This window comes from Bacillus pumilus, assembly GCF_900186955.1.
GTDB lineage: Bacteria > Bacillota > Bacilli > Bacillales > Bacillaceae > Bacillus > Bacillus pumilus.
In genome coordinates, this window is sequence record NZ_LT906438.1 from 1,932,125 (window position 1) to 1,955,071 (window position 22,947).

Consider the following 22,947-nt stretch of genomic DNA (forward strand, 5'->3'; position numbering starts at 1 on the left):
AAAAAGCCGAAAATCGGCTTTTTTAGAAGAAACGTTTTGCACCTAAATAGGCTTTTTTCCAATATGGATTGCTTAAGTTTGAGATCCCCACTCCGTTGTCACTTGCGTGAAGGAAATCTCCTCCGCCAAGGTATAGTCCCATATGAGATGGACCCGCTTTGTACGTTGTGAAATAAACAAAATCGCCAACTTGAGGTGTGCTCACAGGTGTCATCATACTCCAGTAGCCTGCAGTGCTTAATCTGGATACAGACGAAACCTTGTTAATGAGGTAATAAACAAAGCCGCTGCAGTCAAATCCAGATGGTGTATTGCCGCCCCATCTGTAAGGAATGCCTGTCAGCTTTTTACCTTCTTGAATCATCGTCGTGATTTTTGCATTCATTGGCACATCGGGTTTGTTATTGTTGACCGGCTTTGTCGAGCCGTTAGACGTAGAACCATTCGACCCAGTTGAGCCTGAAGCTGCACCATTAATTTTGAGAACTTGTCCAATTCTAAGCACATCGCTTTTTAAGCTGTTGGCTGTACGGATGGACTGGACTTGCACTTTAAATTGATTCGCAATTTTCCATAAAGAATCGCCTGATTTTACAGTATAAGATGTTGCTTTCCCGCTTGAAGACTGGTTACTGTTTGAATTGTTTGGTTTAGTAGGTTTCGGCTGACTTGGTTTTGATGCAGCCGTCCCTTTTACTTTCAATACTTGATTTGGATAAATCATATCAGATTTGATCCCATTCAATGTTTTGATTTCACCAATCGACATATTGAGTGAATTCGCAATTTTCCAGAGAGAATCCCCTAATTTGACCTTGTATGTACTTGATGAAGATGAACTATTTGAGTTCGTTGTCTTATTGTTTGAGCTGGAATTTGAAGAGGAGTTTGATGACTGGCTCCCGCTTGTCTTCGTGCTTCCAGATACCTTTAGCTTTTGTCCAGGACGAATTAAGTCACTGTTTAAGCTGTTTAGACTTTTCAAACTTGCGACTGACATTTTATGATTTTTTGCAATGAGCCATAAAGAATCTCCAAGCTTTACAGTGTAGCTTGATGTCGTTGAAGCATTTGATTTCGTTGCTTTTGAACCAGTTGACGAACTGGATTTTTTGCTTTTTGCGCCAGGAATTTTCAAGCTTTGTCCTGCAAAAATCATTGTCGTTTTTAGTTGATTAAGAGATTGAAGCTCCGAAATACTTGTATTGTACTGTTCGGCAATCTTCCAAAGTGAGTCACCGCTTTTCACTTTGATCGTCTGTGCTTCTGCCGGTGCAGCAAACACAGCTGAGCCAGCGATCGCTGAAACTGTGAGGCCGGTTACTACTTTTTTCTTCATAGATGAATCTCCGCCTTTCATGATTTCATTCAACAAGACTTATGTACTAGTTTTAAGTTTAGCATTTAACGACTCTGCTTCTCTTGCACTATTTTATCTTTATTTCTATTATATTACTCGACATGTAGACGTTGGGCAATAACAAATAGGCTAAAGCAGTCAACTCAAAATGCTAAAACAAAGCCATATCGTTTGTATCGGCCGTTTGCTGTATTTATAAACATTTTTTAAGGAATTTGTCGAAACAAGCACGCTGCTAGTTTCATAGTTCTATTCTACATGACAAATTTTTCTGTATCAAATGACTTTTTACTTAATTGCCTGTTTTTTCTCCTCAAATGAAAAAAGCATCCTTCCGAATGAAGAATGCAGCGATTGGTTTTTTATTTTCTGATTTCAGGTTCTTTTACAGTGAGCGGATAAAGGACTCCTTCTTTCGCAAATGACATTTTACCCGTTTCCTCTGAAACGACGAGAACAAGTGCATCGGTCATACCAGAGAGTCCGATCGCAGCCCTGTGTCTTGTCCCGAGAGAAGGACTGACTTTTTTTGAAGTAAGCGGGAGCACATTTGCCGCAGATACGAGCGTATTTTCTTTGACTAAAAGCGCACCATCATGAAGTGGATTTCCTGGGTAGAAAATGCTTTCAATTAATGAAGCACTAATTTTCGCATGAAGATTTGTCCCTCTTTGAATAAAATCCTCGACCTCATCCCGCCTTTGTATCACAATCAGTGCCCCGTGCTTTTGTTTTGATAAGCTCTCAATGGCTAACGAAAATTGAGCAAATCCAGGTGTGAATTCTTCCATATACGATTGTAAATAAAACGAGGAAGCCTCTGCATGCATTTCATTAAACTCATCATGTAATGACTCGAGATCACAAAGTAGACATTGCTCAATCTCATCAAGGGAATCGATAATGTCACTTGCATCCTTCATAATTTTCATCAAGTGTGTTCTCATGCCCACTTTAAATTGCACTTCTTCATTCGTACGATTGATCATTTGACCTTTTCCCTCCTCCTTTTCGTTGTCATAAAATAACAAATTATGCGCATTCTATTGTTATGGAGGTGACTTAATATGACCATTCAGAAAGTGATTCAATATGCTTGCAGCATTTTAGGTGTTGTCAGTCTTTCCTTTATTTATGCCCAAATGTTTAAAAAAACGAAGCCATCTAAGAAAAATAATCCGACAGAGAATTGATTTTTTTACATAGCATGATATAATCCTCTCGTTATTTCTGTTCAGAGAGGAACTTATGATGAGAGAAACAAATAGCATTCGAGCTAAGGTGACACTATTTTTAACCATTTTGATTCCGATTTTAATCACTCAAGCGGGTCTTTCGCTTATTACGTTTTTAGACACCGTGATGTCTGGAAAAGTGAGTGCAGAAGACCTTGCGGGTGTTGCGATCGGTTCTAGTATTTGGACACCCGTTTATACAGGACTTGCTGGTATATTAATGGCCGTTACGCCAATTGTCGCTCAGCTGATGGGCGCAGGGCATAAAAAGGATGTTCCCAAGGCTGTCTTTCAGGCGATTTATTTATCCTTTCTTTTAAGTATCTGTGTGATTGCAATTGGAACAATTATCATCCCTTACGTATTAGGGGGACTTGGACTTGAGCAATCCGTAGAGGATATTGCGCGGCATTTCTTAAGTTTTCTTGCTTTTGGTATCATCCCGCTGTTTGGTTATTCTGTGCTTAGGTCATTTATTGATGCATTAGGGAAAACACGTGTAACGATGTTCATCACGTTAACAGCACTTCCTATTAATTTTGCTTTAAACTATGTATTTATTTTTGGGAATTTCGGCTTTCCAAAGCTTGGCGGCGCGGGAGCTGGTCTTGCTTCTGCGATGACGTATTGGGCAATTTTCATCATGAGTATTTGTCTTGTCATGAAAGCAGAACCATTTGCCTCATTTCGTTTGTTTCAAAAACTGCCTCGAATCAACATTTCCCGTATGGGGCAAATACTGAAAATCGGTCTTCCTATCGGGTTTGCGATCTTTTTTGAAACGAGTATCTTTGCAGCAGTTACGTTATTAATGGGTCACTTTGATACTGTGACGATTGCAAGTCACCAGGCTGCGATGAACTTTGCTTCCATCTTATATATTTTACCGCTCAGTATCTCGATGGCTTTAACGATTGTCGTTGGGTTTGAAGCTGGTGCCAAGCGTTATAAAGACGCGCAAAGCTATAGCTATATCGGAATTGGAACGGCGGTATTATTCTCCTTGTGTACGGCAGCACTCATTTTATTATTTAGACCAGAGATTGCTGGTTTATACACAGCTGAATCGGCTGTTTTACAGTTGACACAGCAATTTTTGATTTATGCGATCTTTTTCCAGCTGTCAGATGCCATTGCTGCACCCATTCAAGGGGCGCTGCGCGGCTATAAAGATGTCAACTATACGCTCATTGCCGCATTTGTTTCATACTGGGTGATCGGCCTTCCTTCCGGTTATCTGATTGGCACCTATACCTCGTATGGGGCATTTGGGTATTGGATTGGTCTCATTGCCGGACTTGCCGCTGGTGCCATTGTCCTCTTTATCCGTCTCAGATTGATTGAAAAACGATTGCTTCAACAAGCGCCCAATCACTAAATACGACACTAAAAAACAGCTGATCGATGTCAGCTGCCCAGCGTGTAGACAAACCTTCGCATTCGTTGTCAGCTCTGCGCGCCGGTACTCACGAATGTCAAATTCGCTCCGTTCCGGTGCTCGCCCTTCTTAGACTTCAAAGGTTTTCTATCAAGCTGAAAAGAAGACAAAGGGCTAAAATCAAGATCATTTTAGCCCTTTGTAAACAATTTAAGCAGCTGATCAATGTCAGCTGCTTTTTTTATTTAGTCTTTCCATTGGTACGTCCAGAAAATTTCTTCATCGAACCATTTTTGGACGACAGGTTCTTTGTTTTTCAGCTTCTGTTCAAGCTCTCTCAGCATGCCTTCTGTTTGCGTTCTATGCGCTCTCAGTGCATTTAATTTGATATCTGCTACATCTGTAATGTCGATCGTAATATCTGCATTTCCCAGCACTTCTTCTCTATTTTTCGTAATGGCCATGCAGTATGTGACAGGACGATCTTCTTTTTTCTTACGGTAAAGAGCGCGAATCACCGCTTCCCCTGTCGCATCATGATCAGGATGTACACCGTGTCCAGGATAAAACGTCACAATCAGTGTAGGTTTGACTTCATCAATGATGGTTTCCATCACATCAGCTAAATACTCGTCATCCTCAAATTCCAATGTTTTATCACGAAGTCCAAGCATACGTAAGTCTGTGATATCCATTTCTTTGCAGGCGCTGATTAATTCCTGTTTTCTTAATTCAGGAAGTGTTTCACGGTTAGCATATGTTGGACTGCCCATATTTCTGCCCATTTCCCCAAGTGTCCCGCATGCATACGTGACTGGGATGCCGCGTTTTCTACTTTGTGCAATGAGACCTGCAACCCCAAACGATTCATCATCTGGGTGAGGCAGCATCACTAGTACATGTTCATTCATGACTCGTCACCCTTTCTTCTACACCTGAAATGGTGTTTCACTAATTTGTAATGAGATCGCTAGTTTCCCGTCTGGCAAGTGCCCAGCTAACAGCAGGCGGCCATGGTCATCAAACACATAATCCGTTAATCCTTCTGCGTAAATCCAGCCATCTTCTGTTTTCATTCCAACACGGTACGGACCTTGTCCTTTTATTTTCGCCTGTGAATAGACGACTTTCGCATTGCGGATATAGGCAACGACCGTCATATTTTGTTCATTTACATGAGCTGAATAAGAACCAGTGGTCGTTTCAAGATGAACGAAGACTGGACGATGTAAAAACGATTCAAGATGTGCTGTGACATCTTCCGTTTGAATTGGTTTCATGAGTGGTTCCTTCCTTCATTTTGAATTAATTCGCGCAGCTTTTTTGTATGTAAGCTGATCAGCTGCAGCTGATGATCATGCCGAAGCCCACTTTCTAATATTCTCTCTACAGCGAGTACATATTTTTGATGAAATGATTTTCTCGCCCTCGGATGAGTGCGCGCATCGCTTAAATCATCACATATTGCCTCGTGTAAAGAAGACATATCATCGACATCAAGCTGACGATTTTTCCATAAAGATTGATAAGCGGCTGTAAGCTCATTGGCTGATGACATGTAATCACCTCTACAGTTTTGGTAACAACTTATTATGACATGATCCGCCTTCAAAAAAAAGCAAACTGCTCGTAGGACTTAATGAGAATTCGCAGTTTTTTTCATGCGTAATTGAGAGGTAGTAAACAATAAAATCGCCACCCAGATACAAAGAAACGTCACAATTTTAGCTGAAGATAAGTGCTCGTGATACACAAATAACCCTAAAAACAGTGTAATCGTTGGTGCAATGTACTGTAAAATACCCACTTGATAAAGAGGAATTTTTTTTGCCCCTTCAGAGAATAAAAGAAGCGGCACCGCAGTAAAGACCCCTGCAAAGAATAAGAGACCAAGCGATCCGAAGCTGTTAGGATTCATTGTCACCACAGGTTCTTTTAAGAAGAACAATAAGTACACAAGAGCTGCCGGGGCTAGAAGCAGCGTTTCAATTGTCAAACCAATGGCACTCGTGAAGCTCATTCTTTTTTAATCAATCCATAAAAACCGAAGCTAAAGGCAAGTAATATTGCCACGACAGGAAATGAACCGTACTGAATCGTAGAAAGAATCACCCCAGCTGCGGCAATTAAAATCGCAATGGTTTGTAATTTATTGAGCCGCTCTTTCAAGAAAATGATGCCTAGTAAAACAGAGACAAGCGGATTAATATAATACCCTAAACTAGCTTCTAGCATAAGATGATGGTTGACTGCCCAAATGTACACATACCAGTTAACCGATATTAAAATAGCAGATAATAGTAATGAAAAAAGTGCCTTGCCATCGAGCATGAGACCCTTCACTGTCTGCATCGCCGGCCGGACTTGTTTTAAATACAGAAGAATACCGCACATAAAAACAAATGACCATAAAATTCTGTGCGCTAAAATTTCGCCTGACGAAATATGTTCCATCAGTTTCCAATATAACGGGAATAATCCCCATAATGTAAAAGATGCTGCCGTATAGAGAACACCTTTTGATTGCTGTTGTTCGTTCAATCTAACCATTCCTTTCTAAACCTATCGTATATTATAGCACGCACTCAAGTGAATGGGCATATACTAATTCAGGGCATTTAGAAAGGATGATTTGCATGTTTGACTGGAACCGATTATTCCCTTTTCAAAAGCAATTTTCAAAAGAAGCCTTAAAGAATTCAGACCCTAAAGACGTCGAGCAGTACGTCAATCAAGTGATGGAAAGTGTATTCGGCTCCAATTATCCTGCTCAGTTCCCTTTTCAGGACCCACTCTCTCAACATCAAAAAACGAGAGAAACAGACGTCAAAAAAGAAAAAGAACCCGAAGTGGAAGTGTTCGAAACCACTGATCACGTGTTCGTTAAGATTGAGCTTGCTCGGCCGAGCACAGAAAAAGTAAAAATTAAACATACAGCCAACCTGCTGTTTATTGATCATTTTCCTGAGGAAGGCACGCAGAAGAAAGTCGTCCTCCCTGCTGCTGTCAAAAGAAAAGGAACGAAGGCTTCGTATCAGGACGGTATTTTGGAGATTATGTTTTTAAAGCATGATGATCCGGGGATTTCTGAAATCGATATTCCATTATAAAAAGCCTGCTTTGATATAGAAGCAGGCTTACTCTTTTTTCTTAATAGTATGGTGGATATCCTCCGCCATAAGGTGGTGGAACAGGCGGTGGTGGTGGCGGGTAATATGGACGGGGATAATTAAAAATCGCACTTCCTAAAAACCCGCCAAGCAGTCCGCCGACTAAAGGAGCGCCAAAACCAAAAAACAAAGGGACTCTGGATTCATATGGCGGAATGCCAGGGGCGCCGCCTCGGAAATACGGAGTATGAGGGTACATGCATTTCTCCTCCTTTGTCATGTGCCTAAGATCAGCATATTCATCAGGAGTCAAAACGTTTGGGCAAACCTGAAACTAGGCTTGTTCCTTTTTTTCATGAGATTCTGTATATTCCCCTGCCCACCTAGATACCTCATGAAACACATCATTTAGCGCATTTCCTTTTTCAGTTAAACAGTAAATGACTTTCACAGGCGTCTCAGGCAATACAGTTCGCTCTATAATCCCTTCTTGCTCAAGTTCCTTTAAACGCTCTGCGAGCATTTTTTGACTGATGGATGGGATAATGTCCGTCATGTCTTTAAAACGCTTTGGACCATCAAGCAATACATGAATAATGAGACCATTCCACCTTTTGCCTAGCAGTAAAAAAGCTTGCTGAATGTGTGGACATAATTGAAATTCCATAAATTTCAGCCTTTCTTTTCATGATTGTTTGACAAACTAACGGTATACAATTTAAAATATATCTCTAGTTACAATAAGTAAGTTTCTCACTTTTTAGTTATTGTACCATATTATTTGCAAAAACGGGAGGAAATATCCATATGGCGACTGATCAAAAAACGATTGACATTTTAAAACAAAGAGCTTCAGTAAAAGAGTACGATACAACTCATGAAATGACAAAAGAAGAGTTAACAGAGCTTCTTGATATCACAACAAAAGCACCATCCGCGTGGAACCTTCAGCATTGGCATTTCACTGTCTTCCACAGTGCTGAATCTAAAGCGAAGTTACTTCCAATCGCTTACAACCAAAAGCAAATCTCACAAGCATCAGCTGTTATTGCTGTACTAGGTGATCTTGAAGCCAATCAAAATGGTGAAAAAATCTACAGTGAGCTGGCAGAACAAGGATTCATTACTGAAGACATCAAAGAAACATTGATGACTCAAATCAATGGCGCATACCAAAGCGAGCAGTATGCACGTGAAGCTGCGTATTCAAATGCTTCATTAGCTGCTATGCAATTAATGATTGCTGCAAAAGCAATGGGCTATGATACATGCGCAATGGGTGGTTTCAGTAAAGACGCCTACATCAAAGAATTCAATGTAAGCGGCCGATATGAGCCAGTCATGCTGATTTCAGTTGGTAAAGCAGCGAAAGAAGCTCATAAAAGCAATCGTTTCGACATCGAAGAAGTATCTGATTTCCTTTAAAATTGGCAAGACCTCAGCTTTCATGCTGAGGCTTTTTTTATTTGGTTTAAATATTATTGCTGCATATTTTCTTTTCATTTACCCCCTTTTCATCTACACTTTTTCTTTTTCTCAAGAATGAAAGCGTTATATTAGTATGATATTCAGCGAAATGATTGTTTTTTCTGAAAATGGTCTTGTGATCTAATCTGACAACTGCTATTATTATGAAATTACAAAAAATTCAGGAGGAAATCATGAATAAAAAATTGATACTGGCACTACTTATAGCGATTCCATTCATCGGACAGCTCGCACTGCTGCCCTTTGCGAATCGTATCCATCCATTTGTGATAGGCCTGCCTTTTTTCCACTTCTGGCTCTTACTATGGATTGTTCTCACACCAGTCTGTACATTCATCATTTACCGCATGCAACATTCAAATGGAGGAACTGACTAATGCAAGGAAATTTAACAGCTTTATTGATTACAGCAAGTATCATTTTCATCGTCGTGGTCATTGGATTTGCCGCTGGCCGTGATAAATCATCCAGACAGTCAGTAGAGGAATGGTCTGTCGGCGGGAGAAAATTTGGCGGGCTGCTCGTCTGGTTCCTCGTTGGCGCAGATTTATACACAGCTTATACCTTTTTAGGACTCACTAGTACAGCCTATACAGCTGGAAGTGTCGCTTTTTTCGCTATTCCCTATTCAGTTCTAGCGTATTTTATTGCTTATTTCTTCTTACCAAAGCTATGGACGGTTGCGAAGAATCACAACCTCACAACGCTCGCTGATTATGCACGTGAGCGCTTTGACAGCAAGCTGTTATCCAGTCTAATTGCAATTATTGGAGTGCTTATGCTCATTCCTTATATTTGTCTTCAACTGAGCGGGATTCAAGATACGTTAACTGTCGCTGGAACTAGTTATATTAATGTGAATGCAGTTGTTATTATTTCATTTATTTTAGTCGCACTTTATACATTTTTCAGCGGGATTAAAGGTCCTACATATACAGCCATTATTAAGGATATTCTCGTTTGGGTCATCATGCTGTTTATGGTGGTTTCACTGCCAATCATTCATTTTAACGGCTGGACTCCGATGATGAATACGTTAGCTAAGGAAGCGCCACAGCTTCTGACAATTCCTGACGGCGGTCCTAAAGGCATTTTATGGTTCATTACCGCTTCAGGTGTTTCTGCCCTTGCTTTGTTTATGTGGGCACATGCGGCAACAGGGGTATTTACAGCAAAAAGTGCAGATGCTATCCGTAAAAACAGCATGTTTTTGCCTCTTTATAACATCGTATTGATTTTGGTCATCTTCCTTGGATTTATTGCCTTTTTGGTCTTACCAGAAGATACGAATCCAAGATTTGCACTTCTTCATTTAATTCAAACGTCATATGGCGGCGTGATGCAGGGTCTTGCTTATTCAACGATTGCACTGGCTTCCCTCATTCCATGCTCGATCATGGCCATTGGTGCATCGAATTTATTTGCCAATAATTTATATCGTGACTTAATTCATCCGAATGTATTACCTAAAAGGTTGACCATCATCACTCGTTCAATGGTGTTTATCGTGATCGGACTGGCTCTATTATTCGGAATGCTCTTCCCAACAGCACTTGTGACACTTCAGCTCATTGGTGTTTCAGGAATGGTTCAAATTTTCCCTGCCATTGCGATCAGCTTGTTCTGGAAAAAACAATCGAGAGAAGCAACGATTGCGGGGTTAGTTGTTGGCATCATCGTCACCTTTACAGCCAATATCTCACAAGTCACGTTCGGTCTTTATGAAGGGTTTCTTGGTTTACTAGCAAACGTTGTGGTCATCCTGATTTTGAATCCATTCTTCCAAAAGAAGGTCACATCCAATTCTGTCATGGATGATCTATTTGAAAAAGATCAAGACAAAACAGAAGCGATTGGAAACAACGCGTAAACATAGAAAGAGCAGTCCCCCCTAAGAGGACTGCTCTTTCTTTATTTCATTTCTTTTTTCAAGACTTCAATGGCTTTTTTCATTTGAGTATCATTGTTCTTTAGCTTATTTTGGATCTTTGTCATCAGTACTGTCGTTGTATCTCCCGTCAGAATTCCGTCTGCTTTCAGATCGTTGTCTGTTTGGAAGCTTTTGACGATCGTCTGGAAGGCTTGATCGTACTCACCATTTGCTTTTGCTTTGTAGTCAAGCGCTTGGAACATTTTTTGAGCCGCTTTGACTTCATCTCCATTGTCATTCAGCTGATACGTTTTTTTCGGGCTTAAGTATGGCAACTTTGCATAACTTGGGAGCGATGCTTTGACCTGTGGTTCAATTCCTTTTTTATGAATCCACGAACCATCCGGCGTTAGCCACTTGGCAATGGTTAACTTGACACTAGAACCATCATTATAGCTTTGCGCATTTTGAACAGTTCCTTTACCAAATGTCTTTTCACCAATAATTTTGATACCTGAAGATTGGTGCAGAGCCGCCGCCATGATTTCTGCAGCGCTGGCTGAGCCGCCATTTACAAGGACAACTGCCGGCTGATGAACTTTGCGTTCTTTTTCAGCCTTGTACTCTTCTTTCTTCCCTTTTTCTTCAACTTGCATGATGACTTTCCCTTTATCGATAAAGTCATTACTCATTTCAATCGCTTCTGTCATAATGCCGCCTGGATTATCTCTCAGGTCAATGACAAACCCTTTTGCCCCTTTTTTCTCGAGGTCATCAATGGCTTTATCTAACTCTTTTGACGTTGTTTCAGCAAAGGACGTAATTTGGATTTCTCCTATTTTGTCTTTTGTGAGTTTTGCATACACTGTTTCAACTGGAATGGTGTCTCTTGTGATGGTCACATCAACATTTCCCACTCCTTGGCGGTTAAGGTGAAGCTTGACATCCGTTCCTTTTTCCCCTCTGATTAGAGAGACTGCTTGATTGACCGACATGCCTTTTGTGCTTTTTCCATCCACCTTTAAAATACGATCATGAGGTTTCAACCCGGCTTTTTCAGCAGGAGAGCCTTTAATCGGTGCGACAATTAAAATTTGTCCATCCTTCTCTTCTACTTGTGCACCAATTCCTTCAAATGATGAAGAAATGGTGTTGTTAAATCCTTCGGCTTCCTCCTGATCCATATATGTAGAGTATGGATCATCAAGTGATGCGATCATTCCTTGAATCGCACCATCTACTAGTTTTTGATCATCCGTTTTTTCGTAATACTCATCTTTTACTTTCGTATACGCAGCCATGAGTTTACTAAACTTCTCATCTCCTGAGACATTGACAGTCCCTTGTTTTGTGATCACAAATGTAATCGCTGAGGACAGTGCCGCTGTCACCAAAATAGCGATGACGATCTTAAATTGTTTTTTCAAAAAAACACCACCTTTATCTCCTTTCATTATTATCAAGGACGATGCTTCATCCGTCAACCAAAGGATCGAAGTTCTCTTTGAAAAGATAAGCCATTTGACCTTGCATTGCATAATCTTTAAAGAGGAACTTGATAAGGAAAGAAGGGATTTTATGAGTGATTATGTAGAAATGCTTGCCTATTTTGGCGTATCTAGTGCCCATCCTGGCGGAATTGAGTTAACAAAAACGATGCTTGAGCATATAAAATTGATGCCTGATGCGCGCATACTGGATGCGGGATGCGGGACTGGACAAACGGCGGCATATTTAGGCAATATCGGTTATCAGGTGGAGGCGATTGATACACACCCTTTGATGATTGAAAAGGCTAATCTGCGATTTGAGCGAGAAGAACTGCCGATCCGCGCACTGCAAGCATCGATCGAACAGCTGCCATTTCCAGATGAAGCGTTCACTCTTCTGATCAGTGAATCTGTTTTGAGCTTTACCAACTTTCCAGCGGCACTTGCTGAGATTAAACGCGTGCTTGCCCCTGGAAGTCAACTTGTTGCGAATGAAGCAGTATTAAAAGCACCCCTTACACCGAAGGAGCTTGCCGCCGTTCGAGATTTTTACGGGTTTCACGCACTCTTTTCACTTGAAGAATGGAAGGAGCAGCTAAAAGCAGCAGGATTTCATGACGTTCGAATTCTCTCATTTGATGATCACATGGTACAAGAGGAGCCGACAGAAATGGAATTATCTGAATATATCCCGTCTTCTCTTTACGAAACGATGCAAACACACTACGATCTGATTCAAGCGCACCGAAAGCAGCTAAGCCACATTCTATTTGAATGTACCGTATAAAATGAGCGAATCTCCTATATGTTTTGTCCAAACTCTATGAGGTCTCTCGCATAGGATAAGAGGGAAAAGAGTTTGTCATAAGGAGGAAAAATATGGAGCGCTATCAAAAGCTTTGTCAGCAGCATATGGGGAAAGTCGCTAGAATCACAGATCGTAATGGCAGAGTACATGTCGGACGCATTGAGCGGGTGACAAACCGCAAAGTGTATATTCGTCCAGTCGGCGGTTCTCGCGGCGGCTTTGGCTTTGGTTATTACGGAGGGTATTACGGCTGGGGTGCCGCTTATGGCATCGGGCTTGGTTTCATTACAGGTTTCGCATTAGCAGGATTGTTCTTTTTTTAAAAGAAGAATAAAGAAGGCCCCCCGAATAGCTGGGAGGCCTTTTTATTTGATTAAATTTTCTTCACTTTATTCATGTACTCTTCAAATGTTAAATCGTGATCATGCATCGCTTTTGCTGCTTCTTTTCCAACATAGCGCAGATGCCACGGCTCATATTCATATTTTGTCATGTCTTCTTTTCCTTTTGGATAACGAATGATAAAACCATATTTATAGGCGTTTTTAGCCACCCATTTGCCATCAGGTGTTTCACCAAACTTTTCAGAGATGTCAAAGCCGGCACTTTTTGAGGAAATGTCCATTGCAAGGCCTGTTTGGTGTTCACTTTCGCCTGGTAAAGCTACTGCTTCTTGCGCTTTTTCTTTGCCTTTTAACTTGACTTCACTATCAAAAATGACCTTTTGACGGTCATAGGAGCGATAGCCAGATACGGCAGCCAGCTCGAAGTTTTTCTTTTTCGCATCTTTGAATAATGTCTCAAGTGCTTCTGCTGCTTCTTTACGAATATATCGTTTTTCAATATCCTCTGAAAAAGAGAATTCTACTTTTGGAACAACGAGATCAGAAGGTTTATAGGTTCCTGGTAATGCGTATTCTTTGTTGACAAGTGCTAGCACGTTTGCAGGATTTTGAATGGTTTTCAGCCCGCTTACCACTTTGATGTCATTGAAATATTCACTCTTTAACGTCAGCTCTTGATCCGATGAATCTGCTGTATTGTTTGAGTTTTGCTGGGTAGATGAATTTTCTGCGCTTTTTTGTTCGTTTGTTTTGTTCGATTCAGATGTACCGCTTTTTTGATCCAGCAACTGGCAGCCCGATAATGCGGCTGTCAAACCAAGAATCGATGCGATTGAGAGTATTTTATAGCTTTTCTTCATGACATACCTTCCTTTTGCTCTTCTAAAAAAATAAAGATGCGCTACATCGTAGCACACCCTTTATACTATTATAAAACGGAGTCTAGCGCAATTAAGATCATTTCGTCAAATGTCGTTTGACGCTCTTCAGCCGTTGTTTCTTCTCCTGTGAGAATATGATCACTCACTGTCAGAATGGATAACGCTTTACGATCAAATTTTGCTGCAAGCGAATATAGAGCGGTTGTCTCCATTTCAATTGCTAGAATTCCGTATTGAGCCATGAGCTCAAGTGGTTTTTCATTGTAAAATTGGTCTGCTGTAAATACATTACCGACACGTACAGCGACATTTTTTGCTTCTGCTGTGTCGTATGCTTTCTTAAGCAGTCCAAAATCAGCGCAAGGTGCGTAATCAATCGGTCCAAATGTCACACGATTCATTTGTGAATCTGTTGAAGATGTCTGAGCTAAAATGACATCACGTACGTTGACATCCCTTTTGATAGCCCCGCAAGATCCGACGCGGATTAAGTTTTGAACATCATAGCTTTGAATGAGTTCATTCACATAAATCGAAATAGAAGGTACGCCCATTCCGGTCCCTTGTACAGAAACGCGCTTTCCTTTGTAGGTCCCAGTATAACCATACATTCCGCGCACTTCGTTATAGCATTCGACATCTTCTAAATATGTATCTGCAATATATTTCGCACGAAGCGGATCGCCTGGCAGCAATACCGTTTCTGCAATTTGTCCTTTTTCTGCTCCAATATGTACACTCATTTTTTTAGCCTCCACTTACGTTTACTATGTGTTTTGTCCTATTTAGTATAAACGATTGAGCCCAAAAAAGAAAATACCAGCTAAAGCTCGAGCTGGCATCGAAAATCTCTATTTAACTCATCGTCAACAGTCGCTCACTGCGTTTCCATCCTGCCGGAAAAAGCTGATAATAGCACTTTCCTTTTTTCTTATCATCAATCACAACAATATCACCTGTTGTGATAAACCGTGCATTGTAATCACTAGGGACTGTATCATGTACATTAAATGTCGAGAATGCTTTTTCCAGAACATCCAGGTGTGTTCTGCCGCCAATCTTTGTCCGGTACACAGGCTGATGCCCACTTGCAGCGCCATATTCAGGTGTCTGATAAATGGTTAAGTGAAATGCTGAAGGTTTCTTTTGAAAAAATCTCAACGTCAATTGCATTCAAATCCCTCCCCTTTTATATAAAATTGGCTGGGGTCTGTCAATTTCCTTCTTCTATTTTTGTCGAATGGCAGACAATTTTCCGTCAATCTTTTTACAAATGAGAAATAAAGCAAGTCCTATCGCAAAACCGCCTGCGACATCTGTCAAAAAATGAACGCCGATATACATTCGGCTGATCCCAATCAAAACAACACAGACCCCTGTGATCAAGTAGACGATTTTTTGCCTTTCTTTCAGCCATGGAATCATTTCAACTAATAGATAAGCTATAAAAGGATAGATTGTGGCTGCATTCATCGAATGTCCGCTCGGAAAGCTGTAATACGTTTCATTGACAAGATGATCAAAGGCTGGGCGCTCTCTAGCAAACAGCCCCTTTAGTTCATGATTGATGGTCTTTTCTGTGAGATATAATAGAAAAAGCATCATGATAGAGTAATAGCGCTTATACATGAATAAAGCGACACTAAAAATGAGCATGATGGGCACGAGCAGCGCACTAATGCCAAAGTCCGTCAAAGTCAGCATGACATCATTTAAAAAAGGGAGTCTGATGCTCTCAAACCATAAGATGATCTGGTTGTCCAATGCTTGACCCGCTCCAGATACCATGAGCGCAGCAATGGCACCAAATAAAATTAAAAGAAATAGGATATACACGCGAAAGATTCTCCTCCCTCTCTTCAGAATCACTTCAAAGTATAGTGCCTACCACGCCTCTTCTTCAACTATCATTGTTTTTTTCAGCATATATTCAAACGTAATGTCAGCCAGCTCAAACGTTTCCAGCTCCGCAGGTATGTACCCTCTTTTGACCAGCTCCATGTAGAAGAATTCCGCAATTTCCTCTGTATCGATCACCAAATCTGCTTCTTTCATGACATTCCGCCTCCTTTTTTATGATGTATGAACGACGCCTGTTTTTTATTACAGTTTGTCATAATGGCTCATTCCATACATATAAATGCAGTAAACAAAAAGAAAAGGGGTGTGAGGCAATGAAATGGTTCAGCATATTAGATGGAGAAATGTTTGATCAGGTGATAGGCCGTATCTTGAGGGGATGGTTTTATGTGATTGTTTTTTTCTGTGTGCCTTATTTTTTATTCGTGTTAGGACAAGTCTTTCTTTAACCAAAATGCTCGTGTAAACTTTCCAATATAAAATCCATCATATCTTTGTATTCTGGATCTTCGAAAAATTCGTAGAGAATTTTATAGTCATTATAAATATCAAGAAGCTCATCCACTATAGATACAGCGAGAAATTCTAGTGATGCTTCGCTTTCTTGTTTCTCTTCTAATTGTAATAGAGCTGTTTGCACCATATCTTCTTCCATTTCTTTTGAGGTTTCACCGACGTAATGCACAAAAAGAAGCTGATGAACGAACTGGTCCATCTCATATTTCCTCAGGACAAGCGTTAAGTCTTCCTCTTCTGTTTCCAGCCACTCTCCGTCCTTTAGCCTTGTGAGTTCGTAAATGACATCTTCCCAGCCATCATCAAGGTATCGCCATATTTCAGTTCGATGGCCAATAATTTTAAATAGCTCTTTTCCGTAATCTTTTACATATACAACATCGCCAATGAGGAACTCATATTCAATGTCCAGCTTTTCTGTATCCACAATCACCCCGTCGTACTCATCGTAAAGCTGAAGTGATGTTTCAAAATAAAGCACCTCATTATGATTGACCTCATACAAATAGTGCTGGTCAATTTGATGGACTTTTGTAATCGTTCCAACTGTGCCGTACATGACAACGACGACAATATCCCCTACTTGATATTTTGGTGCTTTCGCCTTCATTCTGTCTCCCCCTTGCCCGACTTTTGGTCTTAACGTATCGTATGCCGGCGCAAGGAATTCTGCATGGGCAACCACACCATGCAAAACGCCATTTTATTTCTCATCAAAAAACCGCTTCTCCCATCTGGAAAAAGCGGTTGTGTGTTATTTTTTTTTGACTTCTACTTCATATTGCTCAAACGCTTCGTCAAATGTTGTCATTGAGCTTAAATAATCGCCATTTAATTCTAAATAGGCACAAAGCTCATGATAATCAGTGGACGCTTTCGGGAAGCTGTGATCCTCATAAGCAGCATTTGCAAAATGGCTGATTTCATCTTTCGGTTTTGGATGTCTGTACTTCATTAAATAATGGTAAAACGACTTCACCTGTTTTTCCCTCCGCGACACTCTATTTTGTTGTTATATTATACAGCAATTTGATGACTTGTATAGGCGGAGGTACAACTTATGATGAAAAGTCAAAGTAATTTCGCTTTAATAACCGCTCCATGCTCATTAATTCTTCGTATGAAATTTTTTCTGGAAGTTTTGTCTGATCCACTAAAATTAATTGATCTTCTATCCCTTTAACCGTCTCATCCTTTTGATATGTCATACCGCAGTGTGTGCAGGAAATGGACGGTGTTTCGATGATTTCAATGGATTGTGTGCCAGTGATCAGTTCCCAATAGACTGTTGTCTGCTCTCTGTTTGCTTTGTTTTCCTCACACCAATCACATGTCAGCAAGGTTATTTCTCCTCCTTTACAGTTTGATCTTTTTTGAGCTGCGCTTGATATTTTTTCTCTTTTAATTCATCTCGTTTTTCACGTTTGTTTTTGAGTGTGTCATGCTCAGGATTTGTCTCATATGCTTCTCTTCGTTTCATCCGGCTTAAATTCTCTGGCGTAAACGATTTCGCCTCATCCTCAAATAGTGCGGTAATACCAATTGCCGGGTCTTGTTTCTCTTCATAAATTTCATTAAAATACGCATCTGCCTGGCCTGCGACGTAATGCTCTGGTTCAGGGTAAGAGGTGATGACACCTTCAAAGTTACGAAGGACGACTTTGTCAGGGCTTTGCGATAATAAATAATTTGGCTGCAAGGCGATCTTTCCTCCGCCTCCTGGTGCATCCACAACAAAGCTTGGCACGGCATAGCCGCTCGTATGCCCTCTTAAGCCTTCTATGATTTCAAGACCTTTTGATACTGGTGTTCTAAAGTGGCCAATGCCCTCAGATAAATCACACTGATAAATATAATAAGGTCTGACCCGTATCATCACGAGATCGTGCATCAGCTTCTTCATAATCGGCACACTGTCGTTAATTCCTGCAAGGATGACGGCCTGATTACCTACAGGCACGCCGGCATTTACAAGACGTTCGCACGCTTCTTTTGCTTCTTTCGTAATTTCAATGCTTGTATTGAAATGGGTATTCAGCCAAACTGGATGATATTTTTTCAAAATCTCGCACAGCTCATCTGTAATGCGCTGCGGAAAGACGACCGGTGCGCGGGTTCCTATGCGAATGATTTCAACATGCGGAATGTCTCGTAAGTTTTTCAAAATGTATTCAAGCACTTGATCATTGATTAAGAGCCCATCTCCGCCGGAAATTAACACATCCCGCACCTCAGGTGTTTCTCTAATATATCCAATGGCAGCATCTAACTGCTTTTTTGGCACGCCCATACCGATCTGACCGGAAAAACGTCTTCTCGTACAATAGCGGCAATACATGGAGCACTGATTTGTTACAAGAAAGAGCACACGATCTGGGTACCGATGTGTTAACCCCGGGACAGGTGAGTCTTCATCTTCATGCAGCGGGTCTTCCAGGTCATATTTTGTTTTATGAAGCTCCTCAGCAATTGGCACAGATTGCATACGTACTGGACATCTTGGATCGTCTGGATTCATCAATGAGGCATAGTAGGGTGTAATGTTAAGTGGAATGGTTTTGGTGGAAATCTTCACCCCTTCTCTTTCCTCTTCTGTTAAGTTTACGACTTTCTCTAAATCTTCAAGCGTTTTCACGGTATGCGTCAGCTGCCAAATCCAGTCGTTCCACTTTTCCTCAGGTACATCTTTCCAAAGTTCAATGTCCTTCCAATGACGCGCCGGTTCATATAGTTTTTGATTCATATCCATTCCCCCTATCAGCATTCACCTTATACTATGCAAGTTATGTGCCAACATGGGAAAATGCCCCTATTCTTTATAGAAGGAGCTTTGCCCGTGATATTCACTGGATGGTGATGCCTATATTTCGGCATCTGCATATTTCTTCAGTTTATATTGCAGTGTTTGTCGAGGGATTTTTAAAGCAGCAGCGGTTTTTTTAATATTGCCATGATGCTTGTTTAAAGCTTCTTGAATGAGTGTTTGTTCAAATGAAGAAACCTGACTTTTTAAGGAGGCATTAAGTGTTCCTTCCTCAAGCTTCTGCGTACGTAAATGAGCAGGAAGGTATGAAGGTGTGATGTCTTCCGCTTCCTTTGGCATCATCAATACGGCATGCTCAATGGTATGTTTTAATTCTCGAACGTTCCCCGGCCAGTGGTGAGCCATAAACAATTGCTTTGTTTCTTCAGAAAGGCGTTTGACGTTTTTTGAAAACTGCTGATGATAGGTTTGAATGAAATGGCGGGAAAGCAGCGGGATGTCTTGCTTTCTCTCACGAAGCGGTGGGATATGAAAAGATGACACATGCAGTCTATAAAATAAGTCTTCTCTTAAAATTTGCTTTTTCACCGCTTCAAATGGGTCCATATTGAGTGCAGTAATGAGTCTTACATCTACTTGAATCGCTTTTGCATCTCCAATGCGGCGCACCACGCCATCCTCTAACACACGTAATAATTTCGTCTGCAGCGTGAGCGGCATCGCTTGCAGTTCATCAAGAAAAAGCGTGCCTCCATCAGCTAATTCAAAGAGCCCCTTGCGATCAATTGCGCCTGTATAGCTCCCTTTGACAGATCCGAACAATAGGCTTTCAAGTAGCGATTCTGGGAGTGCCGCACAGTTTTGCGGAATGAACACTTGGTTTTTCCGATCAGATTCATGAACGATGGCTTGAACGAGCACTTCTTTCCCTGTCCCTGTTTCCCCGTAGACAACAACTGATGACGGATAAGCAGCAGCTTTTTTTGCCTTTTCAAGCATTTCATTTAAGAGCGGATCATTTGTTAAAAATGAAGAAAAATCATGCATTTGTTCTGCCCCAGCCGCATCGTGTATTCGTTTTTTTTGATCTAAACGATTCGAAAGGGCTGACAGCTTCGATACATCTTTTGCGACTTCGACCGCACCTATTAACTGGCTGTCTTCAATAATAGGCAATGTCGTGTTGACGGTTTCAATTCTTTCTCCGTTTTTATTCAAATAGGTTTGCAGCGAATGATAAATGGGCTTCCCTGTTCTCAAAACATGCATGAGCGTACTTGTTTTTTCTGTTAAAGAGGGATACACATCAAGAATGTACTTGCCAATCACCTCTTCTTTTTGCAAACAGTCAAACTTGGCGGCATTATGATTGTAAAAAATCGTCATTCCTTGATCATCTACAACATGGATGGCTTCATCAATGGCTTCTAAAATTAATTCAAACCAATCCGCTCTTTCGACAACCTTCCCCATTCTTTTCCCCTCACTTCCAGTGCCGAAAAACCGGCATCTATTGCCGGATTTTCAGCGGCTTGATCATCTCCAAAAGGTTCCCTGTCCTTTTCATGTTTCGCTTTTTCCTTTCTACTTCCTGCTTTCATTGCTAAAAAAAGCACCCCTCTTATGAGGAGTGCTTTCGCCCGGATGTTTGATAAAGAGACATATCGAATTCCTGCAGCGATTCCCTATACAGCGGCACGATCGGCTTTCCTTCTTGAAATAAAGTAAATTGAGAAGGATATAATTTGATGGGCTGATGATAAAACGCAAATAACTTAACCACCTCAGGGGCAATAAGGCAGAAGGTATCATGCACAAGTAAATAGACATCTCGTTGCCATTTAAAAAGCCGGCGATTTGGCGGGCTGAATTCAGGGGATACTTGAATGATTTTGCCATCGTCAAACGTCTGTAACAGTTCGTTTGAAACGGCGCACATTTCCTTTGGATGAAACTGAAAATATTGCATATCGCGCTTTGAAGCAAATCGTCTTTTTTTCTGATCTTCAATATAATAAAACGTTCTTCCGTTATCTGCGGTGACGACTGTATAGTTCGGCACAACCAGCGTATCTTTTACCTCATATTTCATTGCACATAACAAAGGAACACGAATTGCACGCCTCTTTTTTTCATTCACCCATCGCTTATCAATTTGGTTAAGATCCCCATGAACAAGTTGGAAATATCTTCCTTCTCTTTCGATCACCGTCCCATCAATTACATCATATGGCATACTTGAAAACATGTGATGAAAGGATTGGGGTGTTTTAAAGGTGATATCAAGTACTTCTTTTAATGGATGAAACGCAGCAAAATGATTCAACCGCATCCAAAAAACAGAATCTGCATGATGCCAATGCTTCGGCTCATCATCCCAATATTGCCCAAATTTCTTATAAATCAATGGAAGCAAGCGGCTTCTGTGCATGACCGAACAGTGATCTACTTGAAAGGACGCATGGTCTAACACGTGTTCCGCCTCACGTACAAAGGTCATTGTTTCTACCAGATGCTTATCAACATGGATCACACGCTGCGAGGAATAAACGATATCTACCTCTGGCTTTGATTGAAAAACCTCCACCATCTTCTGCAAACGATCATTACAATACATTGTATCATCCGTTAAATAACAAATAAGCTCCCCTGATATACGTGTTAATGCCTCATTAATAAGCGTCGCATAACGTACAGTCTCAAGCCTTTTTGCAGGATGAACAGTGTGCGGATACAACTGAATACGGTCATCGTTTAAAAAGGAATGAATCTTTTTCATTGTTTCTGGCTCTGAGCCATCATCCATAATCAAAAGCTCCCAGTTTTGATACGTTTGTTCCACCATACTCTTTAGCACACGATCAATATAATCAGGTTTATTGTAACTTGTTAAAATCACCGATACTTTCATAGGCATTATCCTTTTTAATGAGATTAAAAAGCTCCCCAACTAACAATGTTTGCGTAAGGAACGCTCACTCTTAACTGATTTGTTGCATTTTTAAAAACCGCCACTGTATGAAACAATTGAACGACAATCACGTTTTGGAGCACCTCACCATTGACTAAATGAACACGCGGCAATGGAATACCAAGTTCCAACCAAGAACGCAGCAACTCTTTGATTTCTGACGAACCTTCTTCTTGTTTTTCCTCTAAAAGACGAAGAAGAAGTAAAATGAAGATAACTTCAAGTACACCTTCAACTTCTAGTAATTCTTCGTTCCAATCATTTAATAATTGTTCAAATTCCATTCATAATCCCTCTCTCTTCACATTTAATCTTTACTAGAGTATGAGAACCACTTCATTTAGCCTCAGCATTTGAACACATTTTAAAAAATGTGTGAAGTGATTAAATGAAAAAAGAACAAGGAATCAGCGTTCTGCTTATACCAAAAAAAGTGAGCGGCATATACATAGTGGTGTGTTTCAATTGTTGAAGAAAGGATGGGGATAAAATGAGCGACAATCGTACCGAGTTAAAAAAAGAACTATTGAAACTATTCTTCAAGCCGCTTAGTCAAGCGTTAACAGTCAATCTCGAAGAGGGAGGTACAGAAGTGGAAGATAAATTAAACGATTTTTTAAGCGGAGCTGCTACATCCCTTAAATCATCTAAAGGAGCAAGATGGATTTTCGCAAGACTTGCACCAGGAACGGTCATTAGTATTGTGATGGATTCTGGAGATTTAATTGGCCCAGTTCAGTTTGTAGCATTCAATGCTTCAACTGGTATCGTTTTTGTCACACAGGAAAGTTCTGTTACACCTACTGGCTCTGCAACAACTCTTTTAGATGTAGATAAAGTTGAAAGTGTTACATTTACAACTTAAAGTGAGA

At 40.7% G+C, this 22,947-nt stretch carries 29 protein-coding genes and 1 pseudogene; 9 read left to right on the plus strand and 21 right to left on the minus strand.

Annotated features, from left to right (window positions below):
• Window positions 1-22 precede the first annotated feature (22 nt).
• Together CKW02_RS09675 and cdaS are read right to left on the minus strand one after the other, a co-directional pair.
• Window positions 23-1,339: a C40 family peptidase gene (locus tag CKW02_RS09675; protein WP_157733346.1), complete on the minus strand. Its 1,317-nt coding sequence runs from the start codon at window positions 1,337-1,339 to the stop codon at window positions 23-25.
• Window positions 1,340-1,722: 383 nt separating this feature from the next.
• On the minus strand, window positions 1,723-2,349 hold the full coding sequence (gene cdaS / locus CKW02_RS09680; protein ID WP_034620466.1) for a sporulation-specific diadenylate cyclase CdaS: 627 nt from the start codon (window positions 2,347-2,349) through the stop codon (window positions 1,723-1,725).
• A gap of 78 nt (window positions 2,350-2,427) precedes the next feature.
• Here cdaS and CKW02_RS20595 point away from each other — a divergent pair, with 78 nt between their 5' ends.
• Together CKW02_RS20595 and CKW02_RS09685 are read left to right on the plus strand one after the other, a co-directional pair.
• The gene (locus CKW02_RS20595; RefSeq protein ID WP_003215647.1) at window positions 2,428-2,553 is read left to right on the plus strand and encodes a hypothetical protein; all 126 of its coding nucleotides are present in this window, start codon (window positions 2,428-2,430) and stop codon (window positions 2,551-2,553) included.
• Between the two features lie 58 nt (window positions 2,554-2,611).
• Complete coding sequence (locus CKW02_RS09685) at window positions 2,612-3,973, plus strand: MATE family efflux transporter (RefSeq protein ID WP_034620465.1); 1,362 nt, start codon at window positions 2,612-2,614, stop codon at window positions 3,971-3,973.
• A 245-nt stretch (window positions 3,974-4,218) separates the two neighbouring features.
• Here CKW02_RS09685 and bshB2 read toward each other — a convergent pair whose 3' ends face one another.
• The 4 genes and pseudogenes from bshB2 to rarD all read right to left on the minus strand — a co-directional run bounded on the left by bshB2 (window position 4,219) and on the right by rarD (window position 6,514).
• The gene (gene bshB2, locus CKW02_RS09695; protein ID WP_003215901.1) at window positions 4,219-4,884 is read right to left on the minus strand and encodes a bacillithiol biosynthesis deacetylase BshB2; all 666 of its coding nucleotides are present in this window, start codon (window positions 4,882-4,884) and stop codon (window positions 4,219-4,221) included.
• Window positions 4,885-4,902: 18 nt separating this feature from the next.
• Complete coding sequence (locus CKW02_RS09700) at window positions 4,903-5,253, minus strand: YojF family protein (RefSeq protein ID WP_003215737.1); 351 nt, start codon at window positions 5,251-5,253, stop codon at window positions 4,903-4,905.
• On the minus strand, window positions 5,250-5,531 hold the full coding sequence (locus CKW02_RS09705) for a hypothetical protein (protein ID WP_003215525.1): 282 nt from the start codon (window positions 5,529-5,531) through the stop codon (window positions 5,250-5,252). Before CKW02_RS09705 ends, CKW02_RS09700 begins: the two co-directional genes overlap by 4 nt.
• 78 nt (window positions 5,532-5,609) lie before the next feature.
• Window positions 5,610-6,514 (minus strand): annotated as a pseudogene (gene rarD, locus CKW02_RS09710) (EamA family transporter RarD).
• Between the two features lie 95 nt (window positions 6,515-6,609).
• Here rarD and CKW02_RS09715 point away from each other — a divergent pair.
• A complete protein-coding gene (locus CKW02_RS09715) occupies window positions 6,610-7,083 on the plus strand; it encodes an Hsp20/alpha crystallin family protein (protein WP_003216069.1) in 474 nt (157 codons plus the stop codon).
• 40 nt (window positions 7,084-7,123) lie between these two features.
• On the opposite strand, the gene CKW02_RS09720 is transcribed toward CKW02_RS09715, so the two are convergent.
• Together CKW02_RS09720 and CKW02_RS09725 are read right to left on the minus strand one after the other, a co-directional pair.
• Window positions 7,124-7,342, minus strand: a complete 219-nt coding sequence (locus tag CKW02_RS09720; RefSeq protein WP_003215921.1) for a hypothetical protein — start codon at window positions 7,340-7,342, stop codon at window positions 7,124-7,126.
• 75 nt (window positions 7,343-7,417) lie between these two features.
• Window positions 7,418-7,750: a winged helix-turn-helix transcriptional regulator gene (locus CKW02_RS09725; RefSeq protein ID WP_003215692.1), complete on the minus strand. Its 333-nt coding sequence runs from the start codon at window positions 7,748-7,750 to the stop codon at window positions 7,418-7,420.
• Window positions 7,751-7,890: 140 nt separating this feature from the next.
• Here CKW02_RS09725 and CKW02_RS09730 point away from each other — a divergent pair, with 140 nt between their 5' ends.
• The 3 genes from CKW02_RS09730 (at window position 7,891) to CKW02_RS09740 (ending at window position 10,441) form a co-directional block, all read left to right on the plus strand.
• A complete protein-coding gene (locus CKW02_RS09730) occupies window positions 7,891-8,508 on the plus strand; it encodes a nitroreductase family protein (protein WP_003215532.1) in 618 nt (205 codons plus the stop codon).
• Between the two features lie 236 nt (window positions 8,509-8,744).
• Window positions 8,745-8,948: a DUF3311 domain-containing protein gene (locus CKW02_RS09735; RefSeq protein ID WP_003215965.1), complete on the plus strand. Its 204-nt coding sequence runs from the start codon at window positions 8,745-8,747 to the stop codon at window positions 8,946-8,948.
• Window positions 8,948-10,441, plus strand: a complete 1,494-nt coding sequence (locus CKW02_RS09740) for a sodium:solute symporter family protein (RefSeq protein ID WP_003215570.1) — start codon at window positions 8,948-8,950, stop codon at window positions 10,439-10,441. The genes CKW02_RS09735 and CKW02_RS09740 overlap by 1 nt, the downstream gene beginning before the upstream one ends.
• A 41-nt stretch (window positions 10,442-10,482) precedes the next feature.
• Here CKW02_RS09740 and CKW02_RS09745 read toward each other — a convergent pair whose 3' ends face one another.
• Entirely contained in the window at window positions 10,483-11,868 is a 1,386-nt protein-coding gene (locus CKW02_RS09745) for a S41 family peptidase (RefSeq protein WP_034620462.1), read from the minus strand.
• Window positions 11,869-12,019: 151 nt separating this feature from the next.
• Between CKW02_RS09745 and CKW02_RS09750 the strand changes: the two genes are divergently transcribed.
• Window positions 12,020-12,718 (plus strand): class I SAM-dependent methyltransferase, encoded by a 699-nt coding sequence (locus CKW02_RS09750; protein ID WP_003215914.1) that lies wholly within the window; start codon window positions 12,020-12,022, stop codon window positions 12,716-12,718.
• A gap of 92 nt (window positions 12,719-12,810) precedes the next feature.
• Window positions 12,811-13,062: a hypothetical protein gene (locus CKW02_RS09755; protein WP_003216113.1), complete on the plus strand. Its 252-nt coding sequence runs from the start codon at window positions 12,811-12,813 to the stop codon at window positions 13,060-13,062.
• Between the two features lie 50 nt (window positions 13,063-13,112).
• On the opposite strand, the gene CKW02_RS09760 is transcribed toward CKW02_RS09755, so the two are convergent.
• The 12 genes from CKW02_RS09760 to cgeC form a co-directional block, all read right to left on the minus strand.
• Window positions 13,113-13,943 (minus strand): M15 family metallopeptidase, encoded by an 831-nt coding sequence (locus tag CKW02_RS09760; protein WP_003216072.1) that lies wholly within the window; start codon window positions 13,941-13,943, stop codon window positions 13,113-13,115.
• 68 nt (window positions 13,944-14,011) lie between these two features.
• Complete coding sequence (gene deoD / locus CKW02_RS09765; RefSeq protein ID WP_003215664.1) at window positions 14,012-14,707, minus strand: purine-nucleoside phosphorylase; 696 nt, start codon at window positions 14,705-14,707, stop codon at window positions 14,012-14,014.
• 112 nt (window positions 14,708-14,819) lie between these two features.
• Complete coding sequence (locus CKW02_RS09770; RefSeq protein ID WP_003215750.1) at window positions 14,820-15,137, minus strand: YodL domain-containing protein; 318 nt, start codon at window positions 15,135-15,137, stop codon at window positions 14,820-14,822.
• 54 nt (window positions 15,138-15,191) lie between these two features.
• A complete protein-coding gene (locus tag CKW02_RS09775) occupies window positions 15,192-15,800 on the minus strand; it encodes a phosphatase PAP2 family protein (protein ID WP_003216036.1) in 609 nt (202 codons plus the stop codon).
• Between the two features lie 48 nt (window positions 15,801-15,848).
• The gene (locus tag CKW02_RS09780; protein ID WP_003216084.1) at window positions 15,849-16,019 is read right to left on the minus strand and encodes a YozD family protein; all 171 of its coding nucleotides are present in this window, start codon (window positions 16,017-16,019) and stop codon (window positions 15,849-15,851) included.
• 250 nt (window positions 16,020-16,269) lie between these two features.
• Window positions 16,270-16,950: a hypothetical protein gene (locus CKW02_RS09785; RefSeq protein WP_012010279.1), complete on the minus strand. Its 681-nt coding sequence runs from the start codon at window positions 16,948-16,950 to the stop codon at window positions 16,270-16,272.
• 144 nt (window positions 16,951-17,094) lie between these two features.
• A complete protein-coding gene (locus CKW02_RS09790) occupies window positions 17,095-17,319 on the minus strand; it encodes a YozE family protein (RefSeq protein ID WP_003215834.1) in 225 nt (74 codons plus the stop codon).
• A 79-nt stretch (window positions 17,320-17,398) separates the two neighbouring features.
• Window positions 17,399-17,680 carry a YokU family protein gene (locus tag CKW02_RS09795; protein WP_003215937.1) on the minus strand — a complete coding sequence of 94 codons (282 nt, stop codon included), beginning with the start codon at window positions 17,678-17,680 and terminating at the stop codon, window positions 17,399-17,401.
• A 2-nt stretch (window positions 17,681-17,682) separates the two neighbouring features.
• Window positions 17,683-19,083, minus strand: coding sequence for a lysine 2,3-aminomutase (gene kamA, locus CKW02_RS09800; RefSeq protein WP_003215473.1), 1,401 nt, complete (start codon window positions 19,081-19,083; stop codon window positions 17,683-17,685).
• Between the two features lie 117 nt (window positions 19,084-19,200).
• Complete coding sequence (locus CKW02_RS09805; RefSeq protein WP_003216007.1) at window positions 19,201-20,577, minus strand: sigma-54 interaction domain-containing protein; 1,377 nt, start codon at window positions 20,575-20,577, stop codon at window positions 19,201-19,203.
• A gap of 148 nt (window positions 20,578-20,725) precedes the next feature.
• Window positions 20,726-22,021, minus strand: coding sequence for a glycosyltransferase family A protein (locus tag CKW02_RS09810; RefSeq protein ID WP_034620455.1), 1,296 nt, complete (start codon window positions 22,019-22,021; stop codon window positions 20,726-20,728).
• Between the two features lie 17 nt (window positions 22,022-22,038).
• Window positions 22,039-22,359, minus strand: a complete 321-nt coding sequence (gene cgeC, locus CKW02_RS09815; RefSeq protein ID WP_095117815.1) for a spore maturation protein CgeC — start codon at window positions 22,357-22,359, stop codon at window positions 22,039-22,041.
• Window positions 22,360-22,565: 206 nt separating this feature from the next.
• Here cgeC and CKW02_RS09820 point away from each other — a divergent pair, with 206 nt between their 5' ends.
• On the plus strand, window positions 22,566-22,940 hold the full coding sequence (locus CKW02_RS09820) for a hypothetical protein (RefSeq protein ID WP_095117816.1): 375 nt from the start codon (window positions 22,566-22,568) through the stop codon (window positions 22,938-22,940).
• Window positions 22,941-22,947 lie beyond the last annotated feature (7 nt).